This window comes from Planococcus glaciei, from assembly GCF_900099655.1.
GTDB classification, from domain to species: domain Bacteria; phylum Bacillota; class Bacilli; order Bacillales_A; family Planococcaceae; genus Planococcus; species Planococcus glaciei.
On the sequence record NZ_FNDC01000004.1, the window covers coordinates 40,684 to 55,728 of the forward strand.

General features: G+C 48.0%; 12 protein-coding genes. 10 read left to right on the forward strand and 2 right to left on the reverse strand.

Translation table 11 applies throughout. From position 1 onward, the window contains the following. Positions 1-28: 28 nt before the first annotated feature. Positions 29-502: an SRPBCC family protein gene (locus BLQ32_RS06925; protein ID WP_074509655.1), complete on the reverse strand. Its 474-nt coding sequence runs from the start codon at positions 500-502 to the stop codon at positions 29-31. 634 nt (positions 503-1,136) lie between these two features. On the opposite strand from BLQ32_RS06925, the gene BLQ32_RS06930 reads away from it, so the two are divergent. The 7 genes from BLQ32_RS06930 (at position 1,137) to BLQ32_RS06955 (ending at position 7,445) form a co-directional block, all read left to right on the forward strand. Next, complete coding sequence (locus tag BLQ32_RS06930; RefSeq protein WP_074509656.1) at positions 1,137-1,493, forward strand: hypothetical protein; 357 nt, start codon at positions 1,137-1,139, stop codon at positions 1,491-1,493. Between the two features lie 95 nt (positions 1,494-1,588). After that, positions 1,589-2,368, forward strand: coding sequence for an aspartate dehydrogenase (gene nadX, locus BLQ32_RS06935; protein ID WP_074509658.1), 780 nt, complete (start codon positions 1,589-1,591; stop codon positions 2,366-2,368). A gap of 338 nt (positions 2,369-2,706) precedes the next feature. Beyond that, positions 2,707-3,846: a M14 family zinc carboxypeptidase gene (locus BLQ32_RS06940; RefSeq protein ID WP_244890336.1), complete on the forward strand. Its 1,140-nt coding sequence runs from the start codon at positions 2,707-2,709 to the stop codon at positions 3,844-3,846. Between the two features lie 187 nt (positions 3,847-4,033). Beyond that, positions 4,034-4,207, forward strand: a complete 174-nt coding sequence (locus BLQ32_RS19810; RefSeq protein WP_175557081.1) for a hypothetical protein — start codon at positions 4,034-4,036, stop codon at positions 4,205-4,207. Positions 4,208-4,553: 346 nt separating this feature from the next. Continuing rightward, positions 4,554-5,411: a phytoene/squalene synthase family protein gene (locus tag BLQ32_RS06945; protein ID WP_074509661.1), complete on the forward strand. Its 858-nt coding sequence runs from the start codon at positions 4,554-4,556 to the stop codon at positions 5,409-5,411. 31 nt (positions 5,412-5,442) lie between these two features. Further along, on the forward strand, positions 5,443-6,948 hold the full coding sequence (locus BLQ32_RS06950; RefSeq protein WP_053167469.1) for a phytoene desaturase family protein: 1,506 nt from the start codon (positions 5,443-5,445) through the stop codon (positions 6,946-6,948). A gap of 41 nt (positions 6,949-6,989) precedes the next feature. After that, on the forward strand, positions 6,990-7,445 hold the full coding sequence (locus tag BLQ32_RS06955; RefSeq protein WP_051413665.1) for a hypothetical protein: 456 nt from the start codon (positions 6,990-6,992) through the stop codon (positions 7,443-7,445). A 40-nt stretch (positions 7,446-7,485) separates the two neighbouring features. Here BLQ32_RS06955 and BLQ32_RS06960 read toward each other — a convergent pair whose 3' ends face one another. Further along, complete coding sequence (locus tag BLQ32_RS06960) at positions 7,486-8,358, reverse strand: sulfurtransferase (RefSeq protein ID WP_074509663.1); 873 nt, start codon at positions 8,356-8,358, stop codon at positions 7,486-7,488. Between the two features lie 260 nt (positions 8,359-8,618). Here BLQ32_RS06960 and nhaC point away from each other — a divergent pair, with 260 nt between their 5' ends. From nhaC to BLQ32_RS06975, 3 genes are all read left to right on the forward strand, one after another. Then, the gene (nhaC, locus tag BLQ32_RS06965; RefSeq protein ID WP_074509665.1) at positions 8,619-10,076 is read left to right on the forward strand and encodes a Na+/H+ antiporter NhaC; all 1,458 of its coding nucleotides are present in this window, start codon (positions 8,619-8,621) and stop codon (positions 10,074-10,076) included. 400 nt (positions 10,077-10,476) lie between these two features. Then, positions 10,477-14,247, forward strand: coding sequence for a DEAD/DEAH box helicase (locus BLQ32_RS06970; protein ID WP_074509667.1), 3,771 nt, complete (start codon positions 10,477-10,479; stop codon positions 14,245-14,247). Positions 14,248-14,251: 4 nt separating this feature from the next. Next, positions 14,252-15,025, forward strand: coding sequence for a hypothetical protein (locus tag BLQ32_RS06975; protein WP_074509668.1), 774 nt, complete (start codon positions 14,252-14,254; stop codon positions 15,023-15,025). Positions 15,026-15,045: the final 20 nt, after the last annotated feature.

Below are 15,045 nucleotides of genomic sequence, written 5' to 3' on the forward strand. Positions count from 1 at the left end.
AGATGGGAAGATAATTTTTTCTCCATGCCTACTCAACATACTCGGCAAGATTTTCAAGTGAGGAAGCCAGGCCTTCATCATGGTCTTCTTTTCGTATGCCTTTCGGAACATGTTCGCAGATGATGATGACTTTGGTTCCTTCCCGGACCGCTTCCAAGTACCAAGTCTGGATCATCTCCCCGGAAAACACCGGATCTTCCGAATCAAATTTCCCGGCCAGGACAATTTTCGTGTCCGGCACCAGTTCCAGAAACTTGCCTCGCGAGACGTCTTCATTTTCCGAAGTCTTCCCGGCGTTTGAATGATCGGTTTCGTAGGTAAGCGTCAACCGGTATGCACCGCCTTCTTTGGCATCAAATTCGTCAATGCGGGCCGACATGCCTTTTGGCGGCAGCCAGGAACTCAAAGCGTCAGGATTTAAAAATGCTTCGTAAATGGCATGGGGGGATGCTTTAATCACCCGGGAAGCGGAATCGATTCGGTAGCTTGATGGGGTTGTCATGAATGATGTCCTCCTTATCAATGAATCGTATTTTAATCGTCGGCCCAAAGTACACGGTCGCCAACATAAACTGGCTGAAGTAACCGAGTCGAATCAACCACTCGCAATCCCATATTCGACATAATTGATCTACGCGCATTGGCCATCATTCCTTGGATGGCTTTTCCACATGTCCGGATTCGCTAGAAGGGAAGTTCGGAAAGTGCGCTTCATTCTCTTTTATGCCGTGTTGCCAGAAGTTCAGCTGCTTTCGGAACCTGTCTTTTTTTAAACCTGATCACCAAAGTTTTTTTCACTTCTGTTTTTGGATATGTATAGAATTCCATGTTGAAAGCAAAAAAACCTTTAAGAATAAAGGCTGAAAACAGACTAAAATATTATATGAGTTAATCAGTTTTGGAATTTGTAGCAATATGTTGCAACGGAAAAATTTGTATATTTAATTTTACTAAAGGGGTACTATATACTTATTAGATTGGATAGAAATGATAAGCATTAATCTAAAAAAAAAGTTGTTTTAGCAGAAAGATTTAGGTTTCATAATCTGAAGACTTACTATTAAATGTATTCTTTTAAGAGTTACTAAGCATGAAAGCAGTTTGAATTTAAAAATTTTACTGTTAAGGAGATCCAAATGAAAATTACAATGGCGATGAGTAAAGAAGCGTATAATACAGCAAAAAAAGTATATAGAAGGCAATTATCGAGAAGTGAAGGGAAAATCGAAATTCACCGATTGTCTGGAATGAGTGAAGGATCTGCTCAAGCTTTCATTACAATATTTTTAGCCATGATGGATGGAGAAGAATACAAACGTGCTTTTAATAACGCTACCAATAGGTTTTTAATTGAGAGTATCCGAGAAGATTTTGGAGAACATTATTATTTGAATGCTTTAAATGCTGCACAAAAGCACATAAACTATTACGCAACCTTAGGAAAAGGCAATTTGTCAGGTTTTCAGAGCATTATAGATGAAATGAGACCATAATTTTTAGTGATTAGAATAGAAAAATTAACTAGTGTATACTTCTTTTAAGCCATACTGAATTTTATAATTAGCTTTCTATATAAAGGAGGGCACTCATGAACATCGGAATCATTGGGACAGGCAATATTGCATCGTATTTACTGGAACAGATTAACCACAAGCAACTGGCGAGCGGAAGAGTCACGGCCATTTTCGGGCGCAACCAGGAAGTGGGGCAGCGTCTGAGCGAAGATTTTGAAGCTGATTTTTATACCGATTTGAAAAGCTTTTTGAACTTGCCGCTCGATATTGTAGTGGAAGCGGCGACGGTGGAAGCGGCCGGGATCTATGTAAAAGATGTAGTCGCAAGCAAGAAAGACCTCGTTGTCAGCAGCATCGGCGTCTTTAAAAATGTCGCTTTCCTTGAAGAACTGACAGCTTTGGCGGAATCCAAGGGGACGCAGATTTTCTTGCCATCCGGCGCGATCGGCGGTCTGGACGTTTTGCAATCAGCGAAGGCGGCCGGTGGATTGGATCGGGTTCAAATCACCACACGGAAATCGCCCGCATCACTCGGCATCGAAGCGGACGAAGAGCGCGTAATCTTCAACGGTTCGGCGTTTGAAGCTGTCGGGAAATTCCCGAAGAACGTTAACGTCGCCCTGGTGCTCGCAATTGCTGGAATTGGCGTTGAGAAAACAAAAGTAAGAATCATTGTTGATCCAGAAATTGAACAGAATACCCATATGATTGAAGCCGAAGGGGATTTCGGCCGGATGCAGCTGCAAGTCGAAAACAACCCGATGCCGGGCAATCCAAAGACGAGCCTGCTTGCTGCTTTGAGTATTCTGAGCGTGCTGCAGAACAAAGATCGGGCACTGCGGATTGGCAATTGAATTTTGTTTTAGAAAAGAACTCTATACTTAATGGATTTATCTGGATCTACCCGGAAAACAAAAGGCCGGCTTTCTTTGGAAAGCCGGCCTTTTAGTGGCTGAAAATACTTAGTAGGCCGAAGTAAATAGGCAGCCCTGTATCTTTTGATGCAGAATTTTTAAACCTTTATATACTACAACATTACTTATGAACTGAATATTCTAAATATATTTACTATTATTTCTTTTATTGCTAAGCTAATTTTGGTAAAACTATTTAAACTGATGGGGAGTGGATGTTTTTGAAGAGAAGATGGGCGAGTACGGTAGGAGTTTTGAGTTTGTGTACAGCATTAGCGATGCCGGTTTATGCGGCTGAACCAGTCACCAAAACAACTGAGCATCACCATGACAACAGCATTTCCGGATTTATCGATTATCAGGAACTGCAAAAAAGCTTGAAGCAAATCGCGGCCTCCAGTAAAGGCGTCGTCCAATTGGATGTAGCCGGGCAATCCCATGAAGGGCGGGATATTTATACTGCGCGGGTAGGTACTGGAGACAAGGTTCTTCTTGTTCAAAGTGAAATTCACGGAAACGAGAAAACGGGCACGGTAGCGATTCTTAACCTCTTGAAAACCTTATCGAATAACTCAAAACAATCCCAGCAAATCCGCGAAGAAGTGACGGTCGTTTTCATGCCGATGATGAATCCGGATGCTTCGGAAGCGGATAAGCGCCGAAATAGCCTGACATGGAGCGAAGTTGTGGAAAGCTATCCGCAATTGGCAGACGCCAAGCCTTCTTGGAACTACCTGGACCGCGGCATTAGCCAAAGCTACGATTACGGGGCAAATCCTGGATTTGACGTAAACCGTGACTTCAATCCGGATCTGGATTATGTGCCGGAAGCGCAAGACTTCCCGGGTGCTTCAAACCAGCCAGGCTGGTTCATCACGCCGGAATCGCAAACTTCACGTGACGTCTATAAATCCCTGCAGGACGAATTTGGCAACGTGGACGTCTTTGTCGACTTGCATCACCAGGGCCTTTACTACGTAGACGGCACGGCGGATCCTGTCACGCTTTCCTTGTCGGCTCAATTTGTGCCGGACCCATCCTCTCCTGAGGGAGCGAAATACGCAGAGTTTGCAGACGGCTACAACTATGATTTCTCGCGCCAACTGAACTTGCTGGCGTATAACGAACTGCAGTCCTACGGCAACTCGAAATTCACCAATATCTCGCTTTACGAACAAGGGCTCGACCTTCCGGGAACGGCGCTTGGCACATATGCCTTGAACGGCAGCGGCACGGTTCTCTTTGAAGTTAGAGGACAGACGCAGAGCCTGGGGCAAAAAGAAAAAGGGCAGTTGGTCAAATCAGTTGAACGCGGCCTTTCGGGAATCATCGAAGGCGTCGCTGACGGTTCGGTCGAACAACTGGATCCGGAAGCATACGAAGACATTCCGCTTACAGCTTACCGTCCGGCATTTTGAGGCTTGTTGAAGTAAGCTTTAAAATTACTGAATAGCGACACAGAACACCTGCAAATTCTTAGTCAGAATTGCAGGTGTTTTTCGGTTTGTAAAAGAGCAGACCTTAGACAGTAGTTAAAAAATGAGCTATGCTTAGCGCAGTTTAGCTCTCCATTTCAATGGAGAGTAGAACGGGAGGATGGTTCATATGGCATTTCTGGAAAAACTGAACGCATTGAAAGACAAGACCGTTGAAAAAGGCAAGATTCATTGGGAAGAAAACAAAGACGACTACAAAGAAAAAGCGGCAACTTACAAAGACAAAGCCATGGTATTGAAAGACGATGTCGCGAATAAGATTAAAGAGAAAACGCAGAAATAAAAGCTGCGCTTAGCTGAATGTATACAAAACCTTGAATGTCAGGCACTTGTAAAGTGGCCAGACTTTGAGGTTTTTTTCTATGTAGAGGGCCTATTCAAAAGCTTTTTTAAGTGGAGAAGCGGCAGGTATAAAAGTTATACAAAGATTATACACTAAATGTTTCATAATTTTTATTGGAGGGAATAAAGGGTAATATTACGATGAGTCTCATGCATTGCTACTTCTTCAGAAACGCCTTCAAAATTATACATACCTCTAAAGCCAAGGAGCGTTCATTCCATTTCCCATACGAATTGCCTGATTTCAGAGAATCCGAATCCACACCCGTTGAAAGGGGGAGCTTTCCATGACTGCTCAAATGCAAGTCCAAGACGACTTTGATTACTGCGAAAGTGTTATTAGACGCCATTCGAAAAGTTTTTATTATGCTTTTTCAAAACTTCCTGAGGAAAAAGCCCAGGCGGTTTACGCCATTTACGCCTTTTGCCGGACAGCGGACGATAGTGTGGATGAAACATCTGGGAACGCAGCGCAATTGCGTGAATTGGAGCGGTTAAACGCAGAACTCGACCGTTTTGCGCGAGGTGAGTATATTGACCATCCGCTATGGCGGGCGCTGCGTGTGGTTTTCAATACGTATGACATGGATTTGGAGCCATTTTATGACCAGATCAAAGGCCAGCGGATGGATCTTTCGTTTGAAGCGCCACAGACATTGGAGGACGTCGAGACCTACAGTTATTACGTGGCAGGTTCGGTCGGCCGGATGCTGCTGCCGATTATTGCGTCCCGATCGAAAGTGGATTGCACCGATGCAGCAGTCAACTTGGGTGTTGCGATGCAAGTGACAAATATATTGAGGGATGTGGGGGAGGATTTCCGCGAAAAAGGGCGAATCTATCTTCCAACAGAAGAACTTGAACGGGTGGGCTACCGCAAGGACCAACTGGCCCATTCGGAAATCAACGATGGCTTTATCCAAGTTTGGGAACTGATGGCCAAGCGGGCAGAAGCCTTATACGATGAATTCATCGAATGCATTTCAAATTTTGATGCAGATAGCCAAATCCCCATTGTGGTGTCGGCGCAAGTGTATCGGGAAATTTTAACAAGCGTCCGCCAAAACAATTACGATTGCTTTAAACAGCGTAATTTTGTAACCAAACAGGAAATGATCCGGATTTTGACGGATTCAGTAAAGTGAAAATTATTGGGGGAAGAAGGTCGGTAGAAGTATGGCAAATGTGAAAAAATCCGTAATCGTAATTGGAGGAGGACTTGGCGGCTTATCGGCTGCTATTTCTCTTGCACAAAACGGTTACAGCGTCTCTTTATATGAAAAGAACGACCATATCGGCGGAAAATTGAACCGCCTGGAACAGGACGGTTTCGGCTTTGACCTCGGCCCGTCCATTTTGACGATGCCGCATATTTTCGATAAATTGTTCCGCGGCAGTGGCAAGCGCATGGAAGACTATGTGCCGATCAAACGGCTCAACCGCGAATGGCGTTCGTTCTTTCCAGACGGCACCGTGCTGGATTTGTTCCACGACCTCCGCTTGATGGAGCGCGCGAATCCATCGCTTAGCCGCAAAGACATGAAGGAGTATTACGCTTTCTTAAAATACGCCAAGAAAATATACGAGACGACGGAAGACAGCTATCTCGGTGAAGGCTTCGATACTGCACAGGAAGCTGTGGCACAGAACGGCATCATTGCCACTTTGACCGGCTTTGATTTGACTTCAACGGTGTATGAGGCAGTGTCCAAACGGATCTCCAATCCGCATCTGCGCGACATGCTTTCATATTTCGTCAAATACGTCGGTTCATCTCCTTACCAGGCGCCGGCCGTTCTTAATATGATGATTTACATGCAGCATGCACAGGGCTGCTGGTACGTGCCGGGCGGCATGCACAAATTGGGTGAAGGCCTGACGCGATTGGCTAAAGAAGAAGGCGTCCGGATCCATACCGGCCAAGCGGTGGTGCGTGCGCATACGGACAACAAGCGGCAGATTACGGCGATTGAACTGGAAGACGGTTCGATCAAAAAGGCGGATTATTTCGTTTCCAATATGGAAGTGATTCCGTTCTATAAAAAAATGGTCGATGCGAAACCGAAGTACGTGGAGAACCTCGAGAAGAAATTTGAACCGGCGAGCTCCGGCTTGGTGCTGCACCTGGGCGTGAACAAAACCTATCCGTTCTTGAACCACCACAACTTCTTCTTCCCGGAAAACCTGGAGGACCAGATGGAAAAAGTGTTCGTAAAGCATGAACTGCCGGACGACCCGACGATTTACCTCGTCAATACGAATAAAACCGATCCGACCCAGGCGCCGCCAGGGCATGAGAATTTGAAAATCCTGCCGCATATCCCGTACATCCAGGACAATCCGTTCACCCCGGACGATTACTTGAAGTTTGAAGCACGCGTATACGAAAAGCTGGAACGCATGGGCTTGCATGGCCTTCGGGACCATATCGTCACGCGCGACGTTTGGACGCCGCATGACATTGAACGGACCTACGGATCCGACCGCGGCGCCATTTACGGCACCGTATCCGATAAAAAAGGCAACGGTGGATTCAAAAACAAGAAAGAAAGCGAACTGTACGACAATCTGTATTTTGTCGGCGGCACGGTGAACCCGGGCGGCGGCATGCCGATGGTAACGCTGAGCGGCCAGCAAGTGAGCCAAAAGATTGTGAAGCGGGATTCACTGGTGAAGCAGTAAACGCCACAGGACAGCCTGCAACGATGGGGAGGGTGTTTCGTTTGAATGCATCTACTCGGGAAGATATGCTGAAGCGATTGGATTTTTTCATCGGCCATTGGAACATGGAAGTGATTCATCCGCATCTTGAACCGAATCCGATAACGGGCCATACCAGCTTTGATTGGCTAAACGAAAAGTATGTTATCCAGCGCACGCATATCGACAAAGCGGAGTTTCCGGACAACACGGTTGTTTACGACTGCAATCCGGAAACGGGACAGTATTTGCTGCATTATTTTGATACGCGCGGAGTGACGCGGTTGTATCAAATGAGCCTGGAGAACCGGCTATGGAAATTGTGGCGGGATAAAGCTGATTTTTCGCCATTGGACTTTTTTCAGCGTTTTACTGGAAACGTAGATGAAACGGGAAACGTCATTGACAGCAAATGGGAACAATCAGAAGACGGTATGGACTGGAAGCACGACTTTCAAATCGTCTATCGAAGAGCATGAAAAAGGCGCACTCTGCTAAAAGAGTGCGCTTTTCGTATGCCTATTTTTCGCTTTTCACCAGCGGGCAAGCGGGATCGCTCGTCCATTCGTTCATTGAGCCGTCGTAGACCGCGACGTTGTGCTGCCCGAGTTTATTCAAAATCAATGCATTCCATGTAGCGGCGATGCCGCCTCCGCAATACGTGATGACTTTCTTATTCGGGTCGAGTGCGCCGGTTTCTTCGAATAATGCGCGCAGCTGTTCGTCGTCGTGCAGCGCTTTCGACTCTTCATCGGCATGCAGGCCGAAAAAGATGTTTTGGCTGTTCGGAATATGGCCGCTATGGAATTCTTCCGGCGCTAAGCTATTAATGAGAATGATTTGTTCATCATCGATCGCTTTTTGGACATCTTCTTTCGATGCCAGCATGTCCGTGTGGCGTTTTCCAGTGTAGTTGGCGTGCGGATAAGCCGCTTCTTCGGTCGACAATTCCCGGTTTTCCGCCTGCCATTTTTGCAAGCCGCCTTCAAGAATGGCCACTTGTTCGAATCCTTCGTAGCGCATCTGCCAGGCAAGGCGCGATGCCCAGTACGAAGCGGCGATCGGTTCACCCACAAGTGCGTTCTGGTCATAGATGACCGTGTATGTATCGTCGCCGACTCCAAGCGCCGTCAGTTTTGCTACAAACTCTTTGCGGGATGGCACCATAAAAGGCAGGTCAGAGTCTGCGTCTGATAACTCTCCCACCAGGTCGGCGTAGACCGCTCCAGGGATATGCCCTTCTTCATATGACGTCCGGCCCGACTCGACATTGGGCGGTCCGCCGCCTTCCGGAAATTTCATGAAAACGGTTGCATCGACAATGCGCAGTTTCGGATCGTCCAGTCGTTCAGCGAGCCACTCGGTTGTTACGATTAACGGGATGTCGTTCATTTGAATTCCTCCTAAGCCTCATTTCCTCTAACTTTACCTGTTCGGGAAGAAGAGCGTCAAAGTTTATGCACAGGAAATTACTTTAAAAGGCAAAGGAGTGCCTATGCATAAATATCAGTAAAAATAAATGAACAAATTTTCGTCATTTTAAAGCCACTCTCCCAGCATACCGGGATATTGCTATGTGATAAAAGCCACTAGATTATTTTGAATTTTGCTGTAATATGTATTAAAACTGTATAGAGTAGGGGTTATGGAGCATGAAGAACAGACAAAATGAGATTGAAACACCATTTCTATTAGCCATTATTCCTTTAATCATCATGATTGCGGTTATGGCGATCACAGTTGTAGTGTTTGAAGGCAGCCCGCATGTACCGCTGGCTGTTGGGAGCATAGTTGCGGCATTTATTGCCTGGCGCCTCGGCTACAAATGGCAGGATATCGAAGAAGGGGCCTACAAAGGCATCCGCTTGGCGCTGCCGGCCGTCTTGATCATCATTGTCGTGGGCATGATTATTGCGTCCTGGATCGGCGGAGGCATCATTGCGACAATGATTTACTATGGCCTGCAAATCATTACTCCATCCTTATTCCTGATGACGATCTGCATCATTTGCGGCATCGTGTCGCTTGCCATCGGCAGTTCCTGGTCGACGATGGGGACTATCGGAGTTGCAGGGATGGGAATTGGCATAAGCATGGGCATCCCGGCTGCAATGGTTGCAGGAGCAGTCATTTCCGGTTCGTATTTCGGCGATAAGATGTCGCCGCTGTCGGACACGACAAATATGGCGGCCGGCATCACCGGAACCGATTTGTTTGACCACATTAAACATATGACGTACACAACGATTCCAGGTCTGATCCTGGCATTGATCGTCTACTTTATCCTGGGCCGCCAGTTTGGCGGAGGAGAAATCGACCAGGCGAACATCCAAAGCATCCTGGCATCGCTCAACAGCAGCTTCGTCATTTCACCTTGGCTCCTGCTTGTGCCGCTGGCGATTGTCGTTATGGTCATGATGAAAGTGCCGGCGCTCCCGGCATTGATTGCCGGCGTCTTTCTTGGGTTTATGTGCCAGATTCTGGTGCAGGGCGGAAACATCGGCGATGCGGTCAATACGCTTCACGACGGCTTTGTCATTTCTTCCGGCAACGAAATGGTCGACAACTTGTTTAACCGCGGCGGGATTGAAGCGATGATGTTCACGGTGTCGCTGACCATTTTCGCCATGGTGTTCGGCGGGATTTTGGAACATACCGGCATGCTGAAAGCCATTGTGACGCAAATCCTGAAAGTGGCGAAATCCGCTGGCAGCTTGATTGCCGCGACGATTCTTTCGGCATTCTTCACCAATGCGACGGCTTCGGAACAATACATATCGATTCTTTTGCCGGGCCGGATGTATGCCAGAGCGTATCAGGACAAGGGGCTCCATTCCAAAAACTTGTCGCGTGCGCTGGAAGACGGCGGTACGTTGACGTCGCCGTTTGTTCCATGGAATACATGCGGCGTCTTTATCCTTGCAACGCTTGCAGTGCATCCGTTTGCGTATGCACCGTATGCGGTGCTGAATTACGCCGTGCCGATCATCGGCATCATCATGGCGTTTGTCGGTTTTAAAGTTCAATTTTTGACCGAAGGCGAAATGAACGAGCTGAAAGTCAAACAAGAGCGGGTTGACCGTGAAAATGAATTGAGTGAAGGCGTGTAAAAGAAGAATCAAGATAGAAAAGGCCTCTTCAGCAGTTGCTGAAGGGGCTTTTTCTTGTTCAGATAGTTGCGTGCTGTCGACCGATTCCATAACGGAGTTTTTGACAGCTCCTATCGCAGTTTTTTAAGTTTTAATCGGTGTTTCTGCAATTTCTATCGCTGTTTTTGAAGTTCCTATCGGCGTTTTTAAACTTTCTATCGATGTTCGCTTCAATCAAAGAAAGGTGGCTGCTGTCTGAAAATGAAGAGTTATACCCCATTTCCAATCGGCTTTTACCATTTGTTCAAAGTTCCGAAACCTACTTGCCCCAAATAGATGATATGATGTTTAAATGACAAAAAGATCAGGTGGAAATACTCGATGAGGGATTTCTTCAGTTTTACAGAACAGGTGAGATGAAATGGTATTAGCAAAAGCAGATACATACAGAACTTCCCTAAGAATGACAAAGACCGCGGCGGAAAAGATGAGAGGGTTCGGCATCAGCGAACGCTCGGTTTTCCAGGCAGACGGCGCGTTTAACGTCTTTATCGAGAGGTATCCTTCCAATCCGGATGCCTCTCTTTCGGTTGCGCTGATTTTCGGGAAAGCTGAGAACAGCCGCTTGACGGACGAGGAACTTGATGGGCTCGTCGTTTTCCACTGCGTTGTGGCGAACCATCAACTGCTAGTAACGAATGTGACGCTCCGAAAAGCATACGGCGCGCTCGGGACGAACTGGCAGCGCGAAGAGTCGATCCGTTTTGACAACTCCCGCGACCCGGCTCCGGTAGCGCTCCTCAATTTGATCAACCGCATGACGCCGGCGAAGGAAAAGTCCGATTACGTGAAAAAGCGGATTTCGAGCTGGGAAGGCTATTTGAAAATCCAAGAGCGCGGCATGGACATTCCCGATATCAAAACGGCTTATTCGAAACTGGCGTTCAGCCACGATTTCAGCCGCATCACTTTGACCGGCTGCCAAATGAAAGACACCGAGTGGAAAGGGCTGAAGAACTTAAGCGTGCGTTTGGCTGGCATCGACGGCGATGTTGGAACGGTCCTTAAGGCATCAAACCGGATCGTCGAAATCGAACTGCAAAACTACATCGTCAAACAGCTGCGCGACAAAGAACATTCGCTGGCGAAAAAAGAAGTCACCTTCAGCAATTTTGCGGCACTTAGCCAAATCAGACGGCTGCGCCAAGGCTTCACGAATCTGGAAAAAGGCCATGCGGTGAACCCGAACCTCGACCGGCTGTTGTTTGAAGAAAAGCCGCCGGTGAAGCCGGTCAACCCGATTGGAAAGCTGCCGTTCCACAACCGGCTGAATGAGTTTCAGCAGCGGGCGGTCACCGGTGCAGTGGCAGCGGAAGATTTGTACGTCATTCAAGGGCCTCCCGGAACCGGAAAGACGACCGTCATTGCGGAGATCTGCCTGCAGAATGCCCGAAAAGGATTGAAGACGCTCGTTGCCTCGCAGTCGAATTTGGCTGTAGACAATGCGCTCGGGCGTTTGTTGGCGAATAAAGACATTCGTATCCTTCGCGTCGGCCGGACCGAAAGCATCGAAGAAGAAGGCAAAAAGTTCATCGAAGAAAACGTCGGCCAATACTGGAAAGACAATACCTTAAAAGAAATCACCGCGCAGTATGAAACGCGCAAAAACCGCGAGCCGGAACTGGAACGGGAACTCGCCGCTACGGAACAGGCGTACGAAGAGCTGCAGCCGATTTTTGAAAACCTGGCACAAGCGGTGGAAACGAAAAAAGCCGCACAAGGCAAACACCGTGCACTTGAAAAGCTGTTGGCTGAAGAACAGAACAAACTGGCGGCGTTCGAACTTGCAAAGCAAAAAGCCGTGCAGGAGCAGCAAGGCACCGAACAAAAACTCCAGATGCTCGAAGAATCCATCCGCAGCCAGCAAGGTTTGATGGACAGCAAGAGCCTGCAATGGTTCGAGGAAGAAAACGAACGCATTTCCTATGTTATTGAACAGCTCCAACGTGCGTTGCGGTTGCGGAAACTGGAAGAAGAGCTGGCTGCTAAAAAGCGCGACGTTGCTGCCATTTTAGACAAGCGCGAGCAAGTGACCGCAGTGATTGATGAGAAGAACGCCTTGGCGGCAAATACGGAACGCGTGAAAAAGATGGACGGCTTGCTGCAGGTGATGGCCGAACAAAAGATCGAAGAAACACCGGCGATTACGTTTGGCATCAATAAACTCGAAGTGATCCGCGAGAAAATCAACGAGTTTGAAAAGCTGCGCACCTATAACGAACAGTTTGCGGCAGCCATTTCTTATGTAGAGCCTTTGCTGACAAGTGCCCATGTGCCAGTGAGTGAGCTGAAAGAACATGCTTTGGCGAAACCCGAATCGTTCACTTCGAGTGACATGGATTTCTTTTTGGAACGCTTGCGAACGGTGCTGAAAAGTACGCGGCGTGATGAGCCGGGTGTATTGGAAAAAGCGCTCACCGGTTTGTATAAACGGCAAAACAGCTTGTGGAGAAGAGGCGCGAAGCTGAAGTCGGCGGAAGCGTATATCGAAGACTCCAAGCGGGCATTCCAAGGCGTGAAAAAAGCGGTGTGTGACGAGCTCATTAAACAGCAAGCGCATTACCTGGAACTCGACCGGAAATGGCAGGCGGACCTGGAACGGAAGCAGCAAGAGTTTGAAGCACTGGAACAGCAGTGCGGAGAGCTTGCCGTTGCTATCGACATTCCTTCCGATATTGAAGGGGCCATCCAAGAACGGAAAGCCGAACAGACCGCTCTCCTGGAAGACCAAGCTGCTTATGAACAGGCCGAGAAACAAATCGCCCAATTTGAAACGGAACGTACAGCGGAAACGACCGCGTTGGAAAAACAAAAAGCCCGAACGGCTGAAATCCAGTCGGAAATGGAAACGGTACAAGAAAGTTTGTCGATGAAAGAACAGAAACGGGCTGCTTTGCAGGAAATCCTCGCAACTCATCCCGAAAAGGAATACGAAGAAACGGCGAAAAAGATGGCCAGCTTGTCGTTTGATTTGGAATCGCTCAAGCAGGAAAAGAAAAACCTTCCTTTGATGCAGACAATCCAGAAGAAATGGCTCGATTTATTGAAAGATGCAAACGATCACGACTTGGACGAAATCCGTAAATTGTACATTAAGCACGCCAACGTGATTGGGACGACGTGTGTCGCTTCGGCGCGCAAGGATTTCATCGACAACTATCCGGAATTTGACGTTGTCATCATCGACGAAGTGTCGAAAGCAACGCCGCCGGAACTCCTGCTGCCGATGCTAAAAGGCAAGAAAATCATCCTGGTCGGCGACCATCATCAATTGCCGCCGCTGCTCGGGAACGACACGCTGGAAGAAACGCTGGAGGAAATGATCAAAGAAAACAGCGGCTTTGAAGAAAAGCGGGAACTTGAGAAACTGCTGGAAGAGTCTTTGTTTGAGCGCCTGTACAAAAACTTGCCGGAAGCGAACAAGACGATGCTCGCCATCCAGTACCGGATGCATGCGGACATCATGGAAACGATCACGCCGTTCTATAAAGGCGAAAACAAGCAATTGCAATGCGGGCTCCTCGATTCTGACCGGGAACGCGATCATTTACTGGAATCAAACACCGTGAAACGCAGCAACCACTTGATGTGGCTCGATGTGCCGAACGAACCGGCGTATTTTGAAGAACGCATGAGCGGCGGGAAAAGTTTGTATAATCCAGCCGAACTGCGTGAAATCAGCGCGCTGCTGGTCGAAATGAACGATGCGGTGGCAGAAGCGAAAGCAGCCGGACGAATTGCTCCAGACGAATTGAAAAGTGTCGGCGTCATTTCGTTCTACGGCGAACAAGTCAAACGCCTGCAGCGCATGATCGACCAGGAACTGCGCCTGCCGCATTTGACGATCCGGACGGGAACCGTCGACCGCTTCCAGGGAAGCGAAATGGAAGTCATCCTGCTCAGCATGGTGCGCAACAACGGGAACAGCCACGGCGACATCGGCTTTGCGAAAGATTACCGACGCCTGAACGTGGCGCTGTCGCGCGCCAAGCAATTGCTGGTATTGGTCGGCAGCTCGAACATGTTTACGCAGCGTGCGAAAAAGAACGAAACGAAACAGATGTACCGGCATGTACTTGAAACCGTGAAACGGAAAAACGGCTTGAAGCTGGTGCAGGAAAGCAGGGGATGAACGTATGGAGAAACTGAAAAGCGAATTGCGGTCGAGCCTGCTTGCTGCCTCAGATGTGTCAATCACCGACGAACGGGTTTGGAAGCTGCCGGTTGTGCTGTACGACGTGAGTTTTGACCGTGTAAAGCGCTTGAAGATGGATATTTTGATGAAAATGCTGCTATTTGCGTTTCAGGAATCAGAGATCCGCCGAGCCGCAACGCTCGCGGATATGCTTATGGTAGAAGAGCTGTTTGTCCGTGACTTGATGGAGAAGATGCAGCGGACAGGGTTGATTGAACTCCAAAAGAAGGGCTATGGGCTGACAGCGAAAGGCTTTGATTACCTGGAAAAAGGCATTTTCGATGAAGAGATAGAAGGCGAAGCGACTGTGATTTCCTTCAGCGCCGTGCACGATGAATATTTGCTTCCGTCCCTTCAGGAATATCCGGAAGCGGAAGAAAGAACGCCGCGTTACCGCTACGACGGGGTACGGGGAAGTTTGAAAAAAGACCGCATGCAAAAGCTATTGGCGAAGGAAATGGTATACCCGGCAGAAGATAATTTCCAGATTATCGCGACGGACATCACTGCCTGCATCGAGCAGGAGACGGTGTTCGTTCCGTGCCTCGAATTCCAATTGTACGACCGCAAGCAGGACATTTTTTATGCCCGCGTCTGGAATACGTTAAAAGGCAGTTGGGACGAAACGCTTGCCAAACAAATCGAAGAACGCGAAGTCGTGAAATGGCGCAAAGCGATGGAAGATCGAGAAGCGGCACTGGCCAGCACTGAATAAAATTCAAAAGGAATCCGGCT

Excerpts from the sequence above, each read along its gene's own strand:
- BLQ32_RS06960 (WP_074509663.1), bottom strand. The coding sequence starts at position 8,358 with ATGAACGACATCCCGTTAATCGTAACAACCGAGTGGCTCGCTGAACGA.
- BLQ32_RS19810 (WP_175557081.1), top strand. The coding sequence starts at position 4,034 with ATGGCATTTCTGGAAAAACTGAACGCATTGAAAGACAAGACCGTTGAA.
- nhaC (WP_074509665.1), top strand. The coding sequence starts at position 8,619 with ATGAAGAACAGACAAAATGAGATTGAAACACCATTTCTATTAGCCATT.
- nadX (WP_074509658.1), top strand. The coding sequence starts at position 1,589 with ATGAACATCGGAATCATTGGGACAGGCAATATTGCATCGTATTTACTG.
- BLQ32_RS06975 (WP_074509668.1), top strand. The coding sequence starts at position 14,252 with ATGGAGAAACTGAAAAGCGAATTGCGGTCGAGCCTGCTTGCTGCCTCA.
- BLQ32_RS06950 (WP_053167469.1), top strand. The coding sequence starts at position 5,443 with ATGGCAAATGTGAAAAAATCCGTAATCGTAATTGGAGGAGGACTTGGC.
- BLQ32_RS06930 (WP_074509656.1), top strand. The coding sequence starts at position 1,137 with ATGAAAATTACAATGGCGATGAGTAAAGAAGCGTATAATACAGCAAAA.
- BLQ32_RS06970 (WP_074509667.1), top strand. The coding sequence starts at position 10,477 with ATGGTATTAGCAAAAGCAGATACATACAGAACTTCCCTAAGAATGACA.
- BLQ32_RS06925 (WP_074509655.1), bottom strand. The coding sequence starts at position 502 with ATGACAACCCCATCAAGCTACCGAATCGATTCCGCTTCCCGGGTGATT.
- BLQ32_RS06940 (WP_244890336.1), top strand. The coding sequence starts at position 2,707 with ATGCCGGTTTATGCGGCTGAACCAGTCACCAAAACAACTGAGCATCAC.
- BLQ32_RS06945 (WP_074509661.1), top strand. The coding sequence starts at position 4,554 with ATGACTGCTCAAATGCAAGTCCAAGACGACTTTGATTACTGCGAAAGT.